Here is a 17057-nt window from a genome sequence, read left to right as displayed (position 1 = left end):
TCACGTTATCTCTAACGCTCTTTTCTATTTATCTCGTAGCTTCGATAAGCTATGTCAATCTTGTTTAGAACTCCCGTTTTTAAGGGGCTGCAAATGTACTAATTCTTTTTAATTACTACAAGCTTTTAAAAAAAACTTTTTTTGCAACTTTTCAAACTTTCAATTCCCGTTTTTCGGGTCGACAAAAGTAATACTATTTTTTAATTCCTAGTACTAAAATTGAAAAAAAAATAAAACTTTTTTTCTGACCTCTAATCCGACATTTTCTATGAACGTTCCCTTGAATGGGAGGCCAAAATTAGAACTAAATATTAATACAACAAGTCTTTTTTTAAATTAATTTAAAACTAATTTAAAGTTACTTTAATATCAGCTATTTAATTTCAAGGAAAGATTACTACGGTGTGGAATTTGACACAGGGAGCACCTTTCCATTGTATATAGAACCACTGTTTATAGCAAAATCGCACACAAACTTGGCCATTAGCTCTGGTGAATTGGGTGAGGTATATCCAGGAAATGCATTCCTAAGCATAGCTGTATTAATAGAACCAAGCGCAAGTGCATTTACTTTAATTGATGTTTCTTTTAATTCCTCTGCCAAACATTCAGTAATGTTTGACAATGCTGCTTTTGATGAACTGTATAAAGACAACCCAGGAAATTTAGAACTTCCTTGAAAACCGCCCATACTACTTATATTAACTACATGAGCATTCTCTGACCTCACTAGCAAAGGCAATAACGCTTGCGTTAGAAAGTAGGGCGCCAATGTATTTACTTTGTATAGAAGTAAGGCATCTTTATATTCATTGTCTTTAAACGCCTTATTAATGAGCGATGCTGAATTATTAATAAGTATGTCTAGTTTGCTAAAGTCATCGGGAAGTATCGTTAAGATGTCCTTGTGAAAGTTATCTTGACTAAAATCCATACCTATGATAGTGATATCAACATCAAATTTCTCTTTGCATACCATTTTTAGATTCGTCAGCTTATCCATTGATCGTGCAATCGCAATAATCCTTAGACTTGAATCAAGCTCACAAAACTTCTTGACCAGTTCAAATCCTAGTCCTTGACTGGCTCCTGTAATAATTACATTCATTTACGCTTCGGTTGTAGTGAGATTCAAATAAGCTTTCAAGCCATTATTTATTAAGGTTGAGATTTCAGATCTAGTATCACTTAATCTATACAAGTGCTGACAAATCTCTTCTACTGTATCTCGATTGGACTTTTTGTTATTCAATAGTTCAGCAATTTCTAATGGAAGTAGCCAATCATTGGAGTAATCCTTTTTTAAAGTCTCCCAAATTTCGAGCAACCCACTAACGGATTCATCCTTTTCGCGGCTATTTCTTACCTTATTATACAAGGAGTGTAAATTCTTCGCTTTATCATCGAATATTATCTTCTGTGTTTTCTCTTCTGGCACTTTAAATTCTAAGTTAAATGCTTCTGCATCGGATGGACCATTAAACACGGAATGAATTTCACAGCCTACGGCCATATCATATAAACCCCATTCAGGCTGGAATAAGACACGGTCTTTATAAGTAACGGTACAATCTTTAAAAGTCAAAATAATCACATTCCCATATCGATTCTTCCTTAATAAGTATAAATATCCCTTAATTTCGACACCACTCTCAAACTGCATCGAAATAGTTCTGCCCGTCTCAATTCCCTTTTCTTTTAACTCAGAGTATGACATTTTCTCGATGGGCTTAGCATAACCATTTAATTTACCAACAGGAGAGCCAAATCCTTCCGCATGAAAATCTTTACCATGCCCTACCAGCGCCTTATCGTAATAAGCCAACATTGTAGGTCCTGTGGTTTGTACATAAGCTAAATTATCTTGAGCATCTGTAATGTAATCAGTAAATACACCGCAGATCTGAAGACCTGAAGAGTATTCAGCAGTTGCAACTGCATTAGACTCTACCGCTAATTTAAGTCCGTAAGAGCCTCCCCTTCTCAATGCCATTGTATCTGCAAACTCATTTAGCACTCTTGTCAAGGTATTGAATGAAGGAGTAACGAACAATTGTGGTTGGGGTTTGGTAATATCAAAAGCTTGATGAGCTGCTTCAATCGAATATGGAATCTTCTTCACATGATCTTTTAGACAGGAATAGCTTTCTCCTATAGAAGAAAGTAATCCGGCACCATAAATTTTTGGGTCGTCTAAAGTACCAATCAAGCCATATTCTACTGTCCACCAATGAAGGTTTCGAATCATACTCATTTCAGATGGCTCGCCCATATTTGCAGAAATCTCATCTACCCACTTTTCAGCTTTTATGATATCCTCTTCTTGAGTATTTGGATTCTCTTTTATTATAGAAAGGTGACGAATGGCTTCATATAATTCATAATCCTTGGCAGAAGACATTGCCTTCGCCCCTATTTCTCCAAAGAATCTTAAGTACTCTGCATATTGTGGATCGGCAATAATTGGCGCATGACCGGCAGATTCATGAATAATATCTGGTGCAGGAGTATACTCGATGTGGTCTATTGTTCGAATATCCGCTGCAATAACCAATACTTTATAAGCTTGAAACTCCATAAAAGCGGAGGGAGGAATAAATCCATCTACAGCGACAGCAGCCCATCCAATTTCTTTCAGAATACGGTTCATCCCATACATTTCTGGAATTTCTTCGATATCGATTCCCGTCTTTTCTAGTCCTTCTATATATGCTCCGTGTGCCACCTTAGAAAGGTAGCTTACATTCTGACGCATGACATATCTCCACACAGCTTGGTCTTGTGCTGTATAATCAGCACTACTTTGCTCCACTATAAATTGCTTTAAATGAGATGGCAATCTATCTATCAACGGGTTACTTTCCATAATCTAACTTTTACAATGATAAAATTAAGCATTTGAAAAGAGACATTCAATATGACTAAAAAATTCTAACTTATTTTAAAGATTAGAAGAGAATAGAACATCATCAACAGAGAAAAAGGTTTCAATACAGATCGAAAGCAATCAACTGAATTACTTATTTGCATTTTGAAACTAAAATCAGTGTCTTTTGATTAATTTTGGACTCTTAATATAGTGTCTTATGTTTAGCAGTGGTCAATTTTATTTTGCAATATTCTTTCTTGTTTCCTTTATTATAGGAATGATCTTCGCTTATCGAAAGGATATTCAAAAGAACCCGAAGTATTTTAAAGGATCATTCAAAATCCTAATCAGCTTCATTGTCATTTATGGCATTTATTTTATTCTAACGAGAGTGTTAGTCTAACAAATCGATTAATTCTTGAACGATCATTGCAGTAGCACCCCAGACAATTCGATCGTTGAATTGAAAACAAGGAACCTTTAATTTCACTCCATTTGGCAGATTGATGGTTGTTGAAGTCAGGTATTCATTTCCTAGAATATCTTTCAATGGCACTTCGATCACTTCGGCCACTTCATACTCATCTTTTATAAATGCCGGCTGACTTTCCGTGTACCCGATAAAAGGTGAAATTAAAAAATTACTTGGCGGAACATACAATTCCGAAAGTTGACCTAAAATAGTAACTTCATGGGACAATATTCTTAACTCTTCATTCGCTTCTCGGAGTGCTGTTTGAATTAAATCTTCGTCATCCAACTCTTTTTTACCACCAGGAAATCCAACTTGGGCCGAATGCACTCCATCATAACTCTGCCTTAGAATAAAAACAATATGAGGAATTTCATTAATCGGATAAAATAAAACAAGAACCGCACTTTCTCTATAATCAGCCTTTCTTTTTACTTCAGCAGCTAATGGACGATTGTAAGACATCATTTTCTGATGTGCTAAATCACCAGGCAATTCATTCTTCAGTCGATTTTTTAAATCAATGATGAATTCAGAAAACGTTGATCTTACTTCCAAACGATCTGTTTTTTAACTCGGTTATAAACTTGAAAAGAATTTAAAGTACTCAACTTAATAATATTCTCATCGACAACCTCTATTGATTGATAATATTGATTGAATTGAGGAGTCAAATCAAAAGACAGCAGATTCTTCTCTCCAGTTTTTTCTACAATGTAACCCATTTTTCCTATTAATTTGATCGAATTATATTCAAATGGAAGAAGCTGTTTGCCTTCTTCATTGATTAATCCAAACCCCATATCATTTCGAACGATTGCTTTTCCATCGACGAATTCTCCTGTAAATTCATAGTCATAAGAAATCACTAATCGAGTTTCTTGATTCATATATCCCCACTTTCCCTTTTTCTTTACCGCAGTTAATCCTTTTGGATTATAACTCCCGATTCCATCAAATATCGCGGGAACCACCTTCTCACCTGTCGTATCAATTATCCCGATCTTTCCTTTCGTGATGACCTTGGCAAAACCATCTTTTGAGAATTTGCTAAAACTAAGTGCCTCAGGTATAAATTCAAAGGATAATGGGGCAATTAACTTGCCTTTTGTATTGACAAATGAATACTTATTTAATGAATCGGCTACTAGTGCAAATCCATTTGAAAAATCTGAAATATTCTCATACTTAAAGTCTAAAATCAATGAACCATTATTGGCAAACACCCCATATTTCGAATTAATTTTAGCTCTTGCTAATCCATCGCTATTAAATGGTTCTATCCAATCTGCAATAAAGTCAACAACAGCTTCTCCTTTTAGATTAATAATCCCTTTTTTGCCATTCATTTCAGCATATGCGAACCCATTCTGAAAAGCTCCAGCAGAGCTATAAATAATCGGAATCTCTAACACCCCTTCCTTATTAATATATCCAAAAGCGTTATTTTTAGAAACGAGTGACAACCCATCATAAAAAACACCGATCTCATCAAACTCTAGAGACAGGATTAATTGATTCAATTTATTAATTAAACCAAACTTTCCATTTTTACTCACCACAGCAATTCCATTACTGAAACGTTCTATTTCAGAATATACAAATGGAATTATGATTGTTCCTTGTTTATTTATTGCACCAACAAAATCGTCTTTCTCCACAATGGCAATTCCCTCTGAGAAAAAATCAGCCCATTGATATTCAAATGGCAACATTTCGGCCCCATTTTTATCAATGTATCCATAAAAATTGTCCTTTTTTATCGGGTAAAACTTTTTTGCTGCTAGTTCAAAATCCACCATCAATTCATCCATAAACGGGTAATTGGGATAATCCAATCGAAACTCTGCTATTTTTTCTGCTGTATACTCACGCGTATACAATTTATATATGTTTCGCCAAGCAACATTCACATTCTTATTTGCAGTGTACTTTTTTACAAATGCTACATAGTCACTAATACTTCCTTTTGCCGTACTTCGATTGTATATTTCATCTTGAGCTTTATAAGCAAATGGACTGTCCGGATATTGCTCTAGAAAAGTGACATAACTAGCTATCGACTGCGAATTCGTAATGGATTCATACAAACTTAGCTCATAATTTGCTCTAGCTTCTGATAATTGAGATGACTCAGGATACCTTTCCATGAACATAAAATAAGCCTCTGGAGTCCCTGTTGCTTTTGCTTGTTCAAAAGCCAATTCGTTTCTCAATGAAATTACGACGTCCAATTGCCTCGCATTTGTGTAATTTGATATAAAGTGATTGTATTTCTTTATGGTATTTTTCTTCAATACTTCATTGAACTTCTTAAAATGAATAGAATCTTCTAATTGAATAATAGCTGTAGAGTCAAAACTATATTCTAAGTATTTTTTTCGTTTACGAACAGACAGTTCAGGCCAATACCTTTGAGAAAGCTTAATGTATTTATTGGCTGAGTCGAGTGAATAAAACGGGTTGTCGTTTTTAGAGTAGATAATAGCTAAACCATATGCTGCTGCAGCGTCTTCATGCCCTACTCCTTTCTCAAAAAGTTGTTTCGCTTTGAAATAATTGTAAATTTCTAACGCATCAAATGCACGATCAACTTTTCCAGCAATAGATACTGAAGAGAAAAGTAGTATATTAGTAAATAGAAGTAGCAACTGTTTTTGCATGGCACTAAATAATTTTGAAAGCGAAATTAATTAAACAAATCAGATGCTACATCTCTCTTAACTTCTTATATGATAAAACAAACACTATATTCTTTAATCTTCTTTTGTTTAGTTGCAATAGGTATTACTACTTCGTGCAATCAAGACAAAACCCCTCAAATAGAAAAAGAGGAGTCGAAACAGAAGTATGATCTAAAAACAATTAAAGAAAAAGGTGTTTTGCGTGCATTGATTGATTATAGCTCCACGAGTTATTTCGTTTACAAAGGCCAACCAATGGGATATGAATACGAACTTTTAGAAACCTTCGCCAATCACATTGATGTGGACCTTGAAGTCATTCCTGTAAAAAACATGGACGATATTATTTCACTTCTGAATACATATCAAGGTGATGTGATCGCTGCCAATTGGACGGTGACTAAAGAAAGAGCAAAGGAGGTCAAGTTTACTCAACTTAATAATCTAACTGAGCAAGTATTGATCCAACGAAAACCTGAGGGTTATCAGAACATGAGTAAAAGCAAACTCAACTCAAAACTATTGCAGTCGGCAACTGATTTAGCAGGAAAAGAAATTTATGTTCGAAAAAATTCTTCCTTTTACTCTAGGTTGGTGAATCTTTCGGATGAAATAGGTGCTGAAATAAATATAACAACGGTGGATGGGGACATTAGTACCGAAACGTTAATCGAACAAGTTTCAAAAGGAGAAATAGATTATACCATTGCAGATAAAAATATAGCTCGAATCAACACTTCATTCTTTAACAATATAGACATTAGTCTTTCAATTAGTCTAAAACAAAGAATTTCATGGGCGGTACGGAAAAATTCACCTGATTTGGCAGAAGCTATTGATGAATGGTTGACCGATTTTAAGAAAACGGTTGAATTCAAATACCTTTACCAGAAATATTTCAGGAACATATACTCATACAGGAATCGTGTAATTAGTGATTTTTACAGTGCAAAAAGTGGAATTATATCACCTTTTGACGACATTATAAAGGATAAAACAAAAGCGATTAATTGGGACTGGCGCTTGATTGCGTCTTTAATTTATCAGGAATCTCAATTTGACCCAGCAGTAGTTTCGTGGGCGGGGGCTTCCGGACTAATGCAATTGATGCCAAATACGGCAAAGCAACTTGGAATAGATAGTAGCTCGACCAATGCAGATCAGATTGAGGCAGGAATTAAGTATTTAAAATATCTAGACAAAGAACTAAAAGAAAAAGTATTTGATCCAAATGAACGCATTAAGTTTGTACTCGCTGCCTATAATGTAGGATTAGGTCATATTTGGGATGCTATTCGTTTAGCAGAAAAATATGAGTTAGACCCTATGGTTTGGGATGGAAATGTTGCCGAAATGCTTAAAAACAAATCAAAACCAAAATTCTATAAAGACCCAGTAGTAAGGCATGGGTACTGTCGAGGAAGAGAACCTTATTACTATGTGAAAGAAGTGATAGAAAGATTTAAGCACTACGAAAATGTAACTGATTCTATCAATTCAAAGTAATTTTAAATCAAAATCATGATCCCAAAAAAACTTATTTACTACCCACAAGCTCTACTTTTTTTATTACTCCTTTCTAGCTCAATTTCTTATTCACAAGAAAAATCAATTGGTGATTGGGGGAGGTTTTTATGCAGGGTCAATTATCCAATCTAAAAGAGTTAATCCTGCAATTAGTTTAAATAACTTTCAAATTGGTGCTGAAATTAATGCAGGATTCAATTTTCAATTGAGTGAAAGATTGAAATTATTAGCAGCCTATCAAATCAATCGAGACATTACAAATACCTATAGTCGAGATTTAATATCTCCAGGAGGCACCTCATATCAAGAAAAAATGATAGGAAGCGATTACTATCTAAAATTTGGTTTATCTTATCAGTTAATTCCGACGAACTAAACCATATTTTTGCAATATGGAATTCGTAATATTTGAACTACAGAACGGGATTCGGGTAGTTCACAAACAAGTAAAGTCAACAAAAGTTGCACACCTGGGACTTTTCATTAATGCTGGCTCAAGAGATGAGTTGGAAAGTGAGAAGGGATTGGCTCATTTTATAGAGCACACCATTTTTAAAGGAACTAAAAAACGTAAATCGTTTCACATCTTAAATCGATTGGATAGTGTGGGTGGAGAATTGGAAGCCTACACGACAAAAGAAGAAACGGTTTTTCATGCCTCCTTTTTGAAAGAGCATTTGAATAGAGCTGCTGAATTAATTGCAGACATCACATTCAACTCCATTTTTCCGAAAAAAGAAATTATTAAAGAGAAAGATGTGATCATTGATGAAATCGCTTCTTATTTAGATAGTCCTTATGATCAAATTTATGACGACTTCGAAGAGCTAGTTTTTGGAAAGCACCCGCTTGGCAGCAATATTCTTGGAACAGAAAAGCACATAAAATCTTTCACGCAACAAAGTATCCATAATTTTATGGATCGATTGTATGCGACAGAAGAAATGGTGATTAGTTCTGTTGGCGCTTTTTCTGAGAAACGATTGAAAGAAACTTTAGAAAAACATTTTAATGCACCAATACGGAAAAAACGTAATCATCAGCGGGAAACCTTTGAAACGTACCAAAAAGTAGAGCAGTCGATTCAAAAAGACCATTACCAGAGTCATTATATCTGCGGAAATATGGCCTACAGTACCATTGAAAGTAAAAAGAATGGTATGATTCTATTGAATAATCTGATTGGTGGACCTGCGATGAATAGTATTTTAAATATGGAAGTAAGGGAACGGTTAGGATACACCTATAATATAGAGTCCAATTATTCCATTTATTCAGATTGTGGTCTATTCTCAATATATTTAGGAACTGATCAGCAATATTTAGACAAAACGATAGCTGTAGTGAACAAAGCGCTAAAGCAATTACGAGAAAAAGAGCTAAGTGCTCGAAAGCTTTCACAAGCAAAAAAACAGATTATCGGACAAATGGCTTTGGGAAGAGAAAACAACCAAGCTTTAATGTTGTCATACGGTAAAAGTTTGATGGTCCATAATAGAATTTCTACCTTAGAGGAAATCATTGAAAAGGTGGAATCCATTACTTCCAAGGAAGTGCTTTCTATCTCCAATGAAATATTAAATACCAACGATTTTAGTTACCTCGCATATATCAATAAATAAAATGGATTTTTTACCTGAACATATATCGAATTATACAGAAGCGAATACCACGGATGAATCAGATCTTCTTAATCGATTGAATCGAGAAACTCATTTAACTGTTTTGCAACCGCGAATGTTGAGCGGACATTTACAAGGAAGAACCTTAAGTATGCTCTCAAAAATGTTGCGTCCAAAAAACATTTTAGAAATTGGAACCTATACTGGATATTCAGCCTTGTGTTTGGCGGAAGGATTAGTTACTGGAGGAACTTTACACACTATTGACATAAATGAAGAATTAGAAACAATCGCTAATAAATACATTAAAGAATCTCCGTTTTCAGATCAGATCCAGCAACACATTGGAAATGCATTGGAAATTATCCCATCACTTAATATAGATTTTGATTTAATATTCATTGATGCTGATAAAGAGAATTACCTCAATTACTATAATCTCTTAATCGATAAAGTAAAGTCTGGAACAATACTCATCGCAGATAATGTACTTTGGAGTGGAAAAGTAACTGAAGAAGCGAATCCAAAAGATATTGAAACAATCGCTTTGCAGCAATTTAATAACGCAATTCAAAATGATGAGCGAGTAGAAAACATACTGTTCCCAATACGGGATGGTTTAATGATTATCCGAAAAAAGTAAGGTTTGAGTATTAATAAAAACATAAGACAACTAACTAAGGCCCGAAAAGAATATACAACTGAAGAAATTCTAGTTGGAATTCTATGCAAAGACATTTCCTTTTTGAGTATTGCGATTACTTTGGTAGAGAGCAGCCGATATTCGGATAAACAAAAAGCACATGAAATTATTGATGCTTGCCTTCCCTACTCCGGAAAATCTAAACGAATTGGAATTACAGGAGTACCAGGTGTTGGAAAAAGCACCTTCATTGAAAGTTTTGGTCAATACTTGATTAAAGAGAAAAAGAAAAAAGTGGCCGTTTTAGCTGTAGATCCAAGTAGCAATCGAAACAAAGGAAGTATTCTTGGCGATAAAACCAGAATGGAATCACTTTCTAATTTGGAAGGAGCGTATATTCGGCCTTCTCCATCAATGGGATCTTTGGGCGGAGTAAGTAAAGCTACTCGAGAAACCATCATTTTATGCGAAGCCGCAGGATTTGACACCATACTTATCGAAACAGTTGGTGTTGGACAAAGTGAAGTAGAAGTAAAAAGCATGGTCGATTTCTTTTTATTGTTGATGTTAGCCGGAGCTGGAGATGAACTTCAAGGAATAAAAAGGGGAATCATGGAAATGGCAGACCTTTTAGTGATTAATAAAGCCGAAGGAGAAAACCTAAAGTCTGCGAGAAGGGCGCGTACTGAATATAAAAATGCATTGCACTTGTTTCCAGCTTCTACAAGTGGTTGGATTCCGAAAGTAGAAACTTGTTCTGCTCTTGAATCTTCAAATATTGATTTGGTGCACAATATCACTTTGCAGTACTTTGATTTAATCGAAAAGAATGGCTTTTTTGAAAAGCAACGAAAAGGACAAGCTTTGGAATGGTATCACAAAGCCTTGGAGAATGAGATTATTCAAAGATTCATGCAAAATGAATCGAATAAAACACGCTCTAAAGAACTAGAGAAATTAGTGATTGATGGGAAAAGAAGTCCTTTTTCTGCGGTGGACGAGTTAATCAAAAAATCCAACTAATCTATTAGTAATCTAAAAAATAGGATAACAAAAAAGGTCTCTAGCAAATGCTAGAGACCTTTTTTTATGTTTTGAAATCTGATTATTATGGATTAACCTCCAAAATCATCAAATGCTACATTTTCTTCTGGTACACCCCAGTCATCACACATTTTGATCACTGCTGCGTTCATCATTGGAGGCCCACAGAAATAAAATTCTATTTCGTCTGGAGCATCATGCTTTGATAAATAATTGTCGATGAAAGACTGGTGAACAAAACCAGTAAATCCATCTCCTTCTCCATCCATACTTGTCTTTGCTTTCCAGTTATCTTCCGGTAATGGCTCAGACAATACGATGTGAAATTTAAAATTTGGAAATTCTTTTTCTATCTTTCTAAATTGATCAATGTAGAATAATTCTCTTTTTGATCGACCACCATACCAATATGAAACCTTTCTACCAGTTTTAAGCGTGTGAAATAAGTGGAATATGTGAGCTCTTAATGGAGCCATACCTGCACCACCACCAATATAAACCATTTCTGCATCCGTTTCTTTAATGAAGAATTCTCCATAAGGTCCAGAAACAACTACTTTATCTCCTGGTTTTCTACTAAATACATAAGAAGAACAAATACCTGGGTTTACATTCATCCATGCATTATTCGCTCTATCCCAAGGTGGAGTAGCAATACGAATGTTCAACATTACGATATTCCCTTCTGCAGGGTGATTGGCCATAGAGTAAGCTCTAAAGATTGGCTCAGGATTCACCATTTTCAAATTCCACAAACCAAATTTATCCCAATCTTCTTGGAATTTGTCTGGACCTGCTGGATCATCCGGAAGTGGCTTAATGTCCATCTCCTTGAAATCAACAGTTATTGCAGGAACATCTAACTGAATATAACCACCTGCTTCGAAATCTAAAGTTTCTCCTTCTGGTAATTTTACAACAAATTCCTTGATGAAAGTCGCAACGTTGTAGTTAGAAACTACCTCACATTCCCACTTCTTAATTCCAAAAATTTCTTCAGGAATTTGAATTTCCATGTCTTGCTTCACTTTCACTTGACAACCCAATCTCCAGTTCTCTGCAATTTCTTTTCTAGAAAAATAAGGCTTTTCAGTTGGTAGAATTTCCCCACCACCAGAAAGTACTTGACATTTACACATGGCACAAGTTCCACCACCACCACAAGCAGATGGCAAAAATATTTTCTCGTTACCCAAAGTAGATAAGATGGTACTTCCTGCACTTACTTCAACTGTCTTTTCTCCATTGATAATCAACTTTACAGGACCTGAAGCCGTTAACTTCGCTTTTGCCCACAACAGTAAGGAAACCAAAAGAAGAACTACAATAAATGCAACGGCAATGGCCGTAAAAATTGTGGTTGTATTAATCGCTAAAAACATATTTTCTGTTTTTCTTTAAATGACTATTATAATTCGATTCCCATAAAAGACATGAAGGCAATACCCATCAAGCCTGTTATGATAAAAGTAATTCCAAGACCTCTTAAGGGAGCAGGAACATTTGAATATCTAATTTTTTCTCTAATGGCAGCAATTGCAACAATTGCTAAAAACCAACCCACTCCTGAACCTAATCCAAAAACAGTAGCTTCACCTAAACTAGAATATTGTCTTTCTTGCATAAATAAAGATCCACCCAAGATAGAACAGTTTACTGCAATTAATGGTAAGAAGATTCCCAATGCACCATACAATGCAGGAGCAAATTTCTCAACAACCATTTCTACTAACTGAACAATAGAAGCAATAACTGCGATGAACATAATGAAACTTAAAAAGCTTAAGTCAACTGAAGCAAACTCTTCACCCATCCATGTCATTGCACCTTCTTTCAAAATATAGTTTTCCAATAAGAAGTTAATTGGAACAGTTATTCCCAATACAAAGATAACTGCAGCTCCTAAACCAACTCCTGTTTTTACCGTTTTGGAAACAGCTAAATAAGAGCACATGCCTAAGAAATAGGCGAAAATCATATTCTCTACGAATATTGATTTGACGAATATATTAATGTAATCCATGATAATAATATTTCTTAGTTAGACTCGATTAATTTAGTATTTCTTGAACGCTGAACCCAAATAATGATTCCTACAGTGATCAAAGCCATTGGAGGCAAAATCATCAACCCATTATTAAAGTATCCAAAGTCGTAGAACGATTGAGGGATCAATTGAACTCCCCATAATTTTCCACTTCCAAAGAACTCTCTAAAAACAGCTACGATAATTAGAATCCAACCGTAACCTGCTGCGTTACCAATCGCATCTAAAATAGATGGCATTGGCTTATTTGCCATAGCAAAAGCCTCCAAACGACCCATGATAATACAGTTTGTAATAATCAAACCAACGAACACTGAAAGTTGTTTTGAAACATCGTAAACAAAAGCTTTCAACACTTGATCCACTAAAATTACCAAAGCAGCTACAATTACCAACTGAACAATGATTCGAACTCGAGATGGAATCAAATTCCTCATCAATGAAACGATAAGGTTTGAGAAAATCAATACTACCATTACTGATAGCGCCATTACAAATGCTTGTTTCACTTGTACTGTAATTGCCAAAGCAGAACAGATTCCCAATACCTGAATAGTAATCGGGTTATCATCATTTAATGGATCTGTTAATAGCTTCTTATTCTTCCTTGAAAATAAAGGTTCTTTTACTTTCACTTCTGCAGTTTCACTCATGATACTGTATTATTAAATAATTATAGACTAGCTTTTGGGTTACTTTTGAAATAAGGTACATAAACGCCTAACGTTCTTTCCATCATTTCTCCAACTCCCACACTTGTAATTGTTCCACCTGAGATACCATCCACTTTATGCGGAGAATCCCAAGGCTGACCACCTTTTACAATTTCTACTGAAACAAACTTATCTCCTTCGAAAATCGTTTTACCGATGAATTTTTCTTGGAAGAACTTTTCTTTAATCTCAGCTCCTAAACCGGGGGTTTCTGATTTGTGATCAAAAGTAGATCCTACAATAGTATTCATATCATCTGAAAATGCAACATATCCCCAGATTGGACCCCAAAGACCTTTACCTGCCATTGGAACAATGAATTTCTTTCCTTCTTCATCTTGAAAAGTAAACAAAGGGTAATACTTCTCCGATTCAGTCAAGTTTTTGTCTTTGTATTGTTTTACTGCATCAATATCAAATGCTGTCAAACCATCTTTTTCAACTACTTTACCTTCAAAGCTCAATAATTTTTGGTCAACAATGTATTGATCGAACATCTTACCTGCTTCTTCTGGAGTTGCTTCAACACCTACTGAAGCCAAGATATTCTGCATTTTTTCGATTCTTACATTTTCGGCTTGCATTGGCTTTAAGCTTTCTGCAGCAAATGAAAGTATCGCAGCCACTACAATCACCAAGATTGCAGAGAAGCCGAAAATATAACTGTTCTTATTTACATCCATGTCTTTTATTTTTTATTCGCTTACGCAGCTACTTTTACTCTTTTTAATCGCTTGCTAACATTTCCTCTAATCACGTAATGATCAATAAGAGGAGCCATTACATTCATGAACAAAATTGCTAACATTACTCCCTCAGGGTAAGCCGGGTTAAATACTCGAATCATAATTGCAAAAATTCCAATTAAGAATCCATAGATCCATTTACCACGAGTAGTTTGTGATGCAGTAACAGGATCAGTAGCCATGAATACAATTCCAAAAGCAAAACCACCAAAAACCAATTGATTAATAGCAGGAACTTCCATGAATGGATTCACTGCAAATGCATTAAAAATTAATGACATTACTAATCCACCAATAGCAGCTGACAACATAATTCTCCAACTACCAATACCGGTATAGATTAAGATGGCTGCACCAATTAAGATGGCTAAAGTAGATGTTTCTCCAATTGATCCAGGAATGGTTCCCATAAATGCCGCTGAAAAAATATCAGTAAACTGAACGCCGGCAGCATTGATATAAGTTGTTGCACTTTCAGTTGATTGTGCCAGCAAAGTCGCACCTGTATATCCATCAGCTAACGTTTCACCTGCAGCAGTCGTTGTGTCAATCCAAACTTTATCTCCTGACATTAATGTAGGATAAGCAAAGAATAAGAAAGCACGAGCAGTTAAGGCTACGTTCAAAATGTTCATTCCGGTTCCACCGAATACTTCTTTACCAATCACAACAGCGAAGATAGTAGCTACAGCAACCATCCACAAAGGAATACCAATTGGCAAACACAAAGGAATCAGCATCCCTGTTACCAAGAACCCTTCGTTAATACTGTGACCATTGATGATTCCGAAAATAAATTCGACACCTAAACCTACCGCATAAGAAACGATAACAATAGGAAGTACTTTCATAGCACCAAAAGCAATCATGTCCATAAATGCAGCATCTGGCTGTCCCAATGCCAAAAAGTGCTGATATCCTGTATTCCAGATTCCAAAAAGCAAAGCTGGAATCATGGCGATCACAACTGTGATCATTGTTCTTTTCAAATCTATTGCATCACGAATGTGAGCACCTGTATTTGCCGTATGTCCTGGAACAAACAAAAATGTTTCGAATGCGTCATAAGCTGGGTAAAACTTCTCCAACTTACCACCTTTCTCAAAATTTGGCTTTACAGAATCTAATAACTTTCTAAATATATTCACTTTGTATATCTTTTAGATAATAATTTATAACGATTCAATTCTTAATTTCTCAAGACCTTCTCTAACTTTAGATTGCAATGGCAATTTTGAAGTACAAACTACTTCGCACAGCGCAAAGTCTTCAGGTGCTACTTCGTAGATTCCCAACTCTTCCATTGCCTCAACATCATCAATCATAATTGACTTAATCAATTGCTGTGGATAGATATCAAAAGGAAAAACTTCTTCATATTGTCCGGTAACTACAAATGCTCTTTCTTCACCATTCATTTTAGAGTCTAGCTTGTACTCTTTGTTTGGCATTAACCAAGAAAACAAAGCTCTTGAATTACTCCACTTTCCAAAGTTTGGCATAATCCATCCAAACAGTTCAGGACTGTGATCTTCAGGAATAACAGTGAATTGGTGGTGATAGAAACCTAAATACCCATCCATTTCAATTCTTGTACCTGTCAATACGTTCCCTGAGATATATCTATTTGAACCTTCTTTTACGTTATTAGTAAAAATGCTCTTAGCTGATGCTCCTATAATCGTTCTGTAATACTTTGCATTTGAAACTTCAGAACCTGTTAATGCAATTATTCTTGATGCATCGTATTGTCCTGAAATGAAGAATTTACCAATCGTTACCACATCTTGTGGATTCACAAACCAAATGGTTTCTCCTTTAGAAAGTGGCTCCAATTGATGAATCTGAACTCCCACGTTACCTGCGGGGTGTGGTCCAACAAACTTATTCAATTGAACACCTTTAGCTGCTGTAAAAGCATCGTCTGCTCTAGTTGCGCCATTGATATTCAAATGCACTTTACCAGTTGTTAACTTTGCAATGGCATCAATTCCTGCTTGAAATGCCGCTGACTGACCATGTAATATAAAGTCGAAATCAGGAGCCAAAGGACTTGAGTCAAAAGCGGAGATAAAAATTGCTTTTGGCGCTTCGTTAGGATTAGAGATGACATCAAAAGGACGTTGTCTTACCATCGGCCAAAGACCAGAAGAAAGCATCAACTCTTTTACTTTATCGCCTGACAAATTCCCGCCAGTCTCATATTTCTCGTAAGAAACTTCCTGATCAGCAGTAATTATCACTTCTAAAATAACACGCTTCGCGCCTCTTTTAATTTCAGCAACTTTTCCGCTTACAGGTGACACGAATTTAACCGCCTCGTTGTTTTTATCGAAGAATAGTGGCGTTCCTGCCTTAACCAGATCACCTTCTTTTACCAGCATTTTCGGTCTAATTCCAATAAAGTCTGATGGCTTCAAGGCTACCGTTTCTGAACGTAAACCATTGGCATGTATCTTCTCTGCAGAACCTACTAGCTTAATGTCTTTACCGCGTTTGATTTTTATCTCTCTTGACATAGTAATTGTTTCAATATACAAATCGGGCGCAAATTTAATTATTACTAAACTATAGGCAAGTATTTTTGTAAAACTTTTAATGAACAATTTTAACATTAATTTAATGTTTCATAAAAAATACTAAACAACGCCCATTGTTGTATCTAATAATAAGGGAAACAAATCGTTTTA

At 35.4% G+C, this 17057-nt stretch carries 15 protein-coding genes; 5 read left to right on the top strand and 10 right to left on the bottom strand.

The features are described 5' to 3' along the window. Positions 1 to 397 precede the first annotated feature (397 nt). The 4 genes from ACTB0X_RS14905 to ACTB0X_RS14890 all read right to left on the bottom strand — a co-directional run bounded on the left by ACTB0X_RS14905 (position 398) and on the right by ACTB0X_RS14890 (position 6004). Positions 398 to 1108: an SDR family NAD(P)-dependent oxidoreductase gene (locus tag ACTB0X_RS14905; RefSeq protein ID WP_463025849.1), complete on the bottom strand. Its 711-nt coding sequence runs from the start codon at positions 1106 to 1108 to the stop codon at positions 398 to 400. Next, positions 1109 to 2866: an aromatic amino acid hydroxylase gene (locus ACTB0X_RS14900; protein WP_463025848.1), complete on the bottom strand. Its 1758-nt coding sequence runs from the start codon at positions 2864 to 2866 to the stop codon at positions 1109 to 1111. Positions 2867 to 3263: 397 nt separating this feature from the next. Next, complete coding sequence (locus ACTB0X_RS14895; RefSeq protein ID WP_463025847.1) at positions 3264 to 3899, bottom strand: NUDIX hydrolase; 636 nt, start codon at positions 3897 to 3899, stop codon at positions 3264 to 3266. Beyond that, positions 3890 to 6004: a WG repeat-containing protein gene (locus ACTB0X_RS14890; RefSeq protein ID WP_463025846.1), complete on the bottom strand. Its 2115-nt coding sequence runs from the start codon at positions 6002 to 6004 to the stop codon at positions 3890 to 3892. The genes ACTB0X_RS14895 and ACTB0X_RS14890 overlap by 10 nt, the downstream gene beginning before the upstream one ends. Positions 6005 to 6073: 69 nt before the next feature. Here ACTB0X_RS14890 and ACTB0X_RS14885 point away from each other — a divergent pair, with 69 nt between their 5' ends. From ACTB0X_RS14885 to meaB, 5 genes are all read left to right on the top strand, one after another. Next, positions 6074 to 7531, top strand: coding sequence for an MltF family protein (locus ACTB0X_RS14885; protein ID WP_463025845.1), 1458 nt, complete (start codon positions 6074 to 6076; stop codon positions 7529 to 7531). A gap of 109 nt (positions 7532 to 7640) precedes the next feature. Further along, positions 7641 to 7928, top strand: coding sequence for a hypothetical protein (locus tag ACTB0X_RS14880; RefSeq protein WP_463025844.1), 288 nt, complete (start codon positions 7641 to 7643; stop codon positions 7926 to 7928). 16 nt (positions 7929 to 7944) lie between these two features. Beyond that, positions 7945 to 9174 carry a M16 family metallopeptidase gene (locus tag ACTB0X_RS14875; protein ID WP_463025843.1) on the top strand — a complete coding sequence of 410 codons (1230 nt, stop codon included), beginning with the start codon at positions 7945 to 7947 and terminating at the stop codon, positions 9172 to 9174. A 1-nt stretch (position 9175) separates the two neighbouring features. Continuing rightward, a complete protein-coding gene (locus tag ACTB0X_RS14870; RefSeq protein WP_463025842.1) occupies positions 9176 to 9817 on the top strand; it encodes an O-methyltransferase in 642 nt (213 codons plus the stop codon). A 3-nt stretch (positions 9818 to 9820) separates the two neighbouring features. Then, positions 9821 to 10840: a methylmalonyl Co-A mutase-associated GTPase MeaB gene (gene meaB / locus ACTB0X_RS14865; protein ID WP_463025841.1), complete on the top strand. Its 1020-nt coding sequence runs from the start codon at positions 9821 to 9823 to the stop codon at positions 10838 to 10840. A gap of 92 nt (positions 10841 to 10932) precedes the next feature. On the opposite strand, the gene nqrF is transcribed toward meaB, so the two are convergent. From nqrF to ACTB0X_RS14835, 6 genes are read right to left on the bottom strand one after another with little or no spacing between them, the layout of a single operon-like run. Continuing rightward, a complete protein-coding gene (gene nqrF, locus ACTB0X_RS14860) occupies positions 10933 to 12243 on the bottom strand; it encodes an NADH:ubiquinone reductase (Na(+)-transporting) subunit F (RefSeq protein ID WP_463025840.1) in 1311 nt (436 codons plus the stop codon). A gap of 26 nt (positions 12244 to 12269) precedes the next feature. Then, positions 12270 to 12884, bottom strand: coding sequence for an NADH:ubiquinone reductase (Na(+)-transporting) subunit E (gene nqrE / locus ACTB0X_RS14855; RefSeq protein ID WP_160633671.1), 615 nt, complete (start codon positions 12882 to 12884; stop codon positions 12270 to 12272). A gap of 14 nt (positions 12885 to 12898) precedes the next feature. After that, a complete protein-coding gene (locus ACTB0X_RS14850; RefSeq protein WP_463025839.1) occupies positions 12899 to 13561 on the bottom strand; it encodes an NADH:ubiquinone reductase (Na(+)-transporting) subunit D in 663 nt (220 codons plus the stop codon). A gap of 20 nt (positions 13562 to 13581) precedes the next feature. Beyond that, positions 13582 to 14304 carry an NADH:ubiquinone reductase (Na(+)-transporting) subunit C gene (nqrC, locus tag ACTB0X_RS14845; protein WP_463025838.1) on the bottom strand — a complete coding sequence of 241 codons (723 nt, stop codon included), beginning with the start codon at positions 14302 to 14304 and terminating at the stop codon, positions 13582 to 13584. A 20-nt stretch (positions 14305 to 14324) separates the two neighbouring features. Continuing rightward, positions 14325 to 15515 carry an NADH:ubiquinone reductase (Na(+)-transporting) subunit B gene (locus ACTB0X_RS14840; RefSeq protein ID WP_463025837.1) on the bottom strand — a complete coding sequence of 397 codons (1191 nt, stop codon included), beginning with the start codon at positions 15513 to 15515 and terminating at the stop codon, positions 14325 to 14327. 24 nt (positions 15516 to 15539) lie between these two features. After that, entirely contained in the window at positions 15540 to 16886 is a 1347-nt protein-coding gene (locus ACTB0X_RS14835; RefSeq protein ID WP_463025836.1) for a Na(+)-translocating NADH-quinone reductase subunit A, read from the bottom strand. Between the last annotated feature and the right edge of the window lie 171 nt (positions 16887 to 17057).

The organism is Acidiluteibacter sp. (assembly GCF_055129545.1).
This window is presented reverse-complemented; position numbering and strand designations above follow the sequence as displayed.

Bases quoted from the DNA above. Each gene is read 5' to 3' on its own strand.
- ACTB0X_RS14905 (WP_463025849.1), bottom strand. From the start codon at position 1,108: ATGAATGTAATTATTACAGGAGCCAGTCAAGGACTAGGATTTGAACTG.
- ACTB0X_RS14900 (WP_463025848.1), bottom strand. From the start codon at position 2,866: ATGGAAAGTAACCCGTTGATAGATAGATTGCCATCTCATTTAAAGCAA.
- ACTB0X_RS14890 (WP_463025846.1), bottom strand. From the start codon at position 6,004: ATGCAAAAACAGTTGCTACTTCTATTTACTAATATACTACTTTTCTCT.
- ACTB0X_RS14885 (WP_463025845.1), top strand. From the start codon at position 6,074: ATGATAAAACAAACACTATATTCTTTAATCTTCTTTTGTTTAGTTGCA.
- ACTB0X_RS14875 (WP_463025843.1), top strand. From the start codon at position 7,945: ATGGAATTCGTAATATTTGAACTACAGAACGGGATTCGGGTAGTTCAC.
- ACTB0X_RS14870 (WP_463025842.1), top strand. From the start codon at position 9,176: ATGGATTTTTTACCTGAACATATATCGAATTATACAGAAGCGAATACC.
- nqrF (WP_463025840.1), bottom strand. From the start codon at position 12,243: ATGTTTTTAGCGATTAATACAACCACAATTTTTACGGCCATTGCCGTT.
- nqrE (WP_160633671.1), bottom strand. From the start codon at position 12,884: ATGGATTACATTAATATATTCGTCAAATCAATATTCGTAGAGAATATG.
- ACTB0X_RS14850 (WP_463025839.1), bottom strand. From the start codon at position 13,561: ATGAGTGAAACTGCAGAAGTGAAAGTAAAAGAACCTTTATTTTCAAGG.
- nqrC (WP_463025838.1), bottom strand. From the start codon at position 14,304: ATGGATGTAAATAAGAACAGTTATATTTTCGGCTTCTCTGCAATCTTG.
- ACTB0X_RS14835 (WP_463025836.1), bottom strand. From the start codon at position 16,886: ATGTCAAGAGAGATAAAAATCAAACGCGGTAAAGACATTAAGCTAGTA.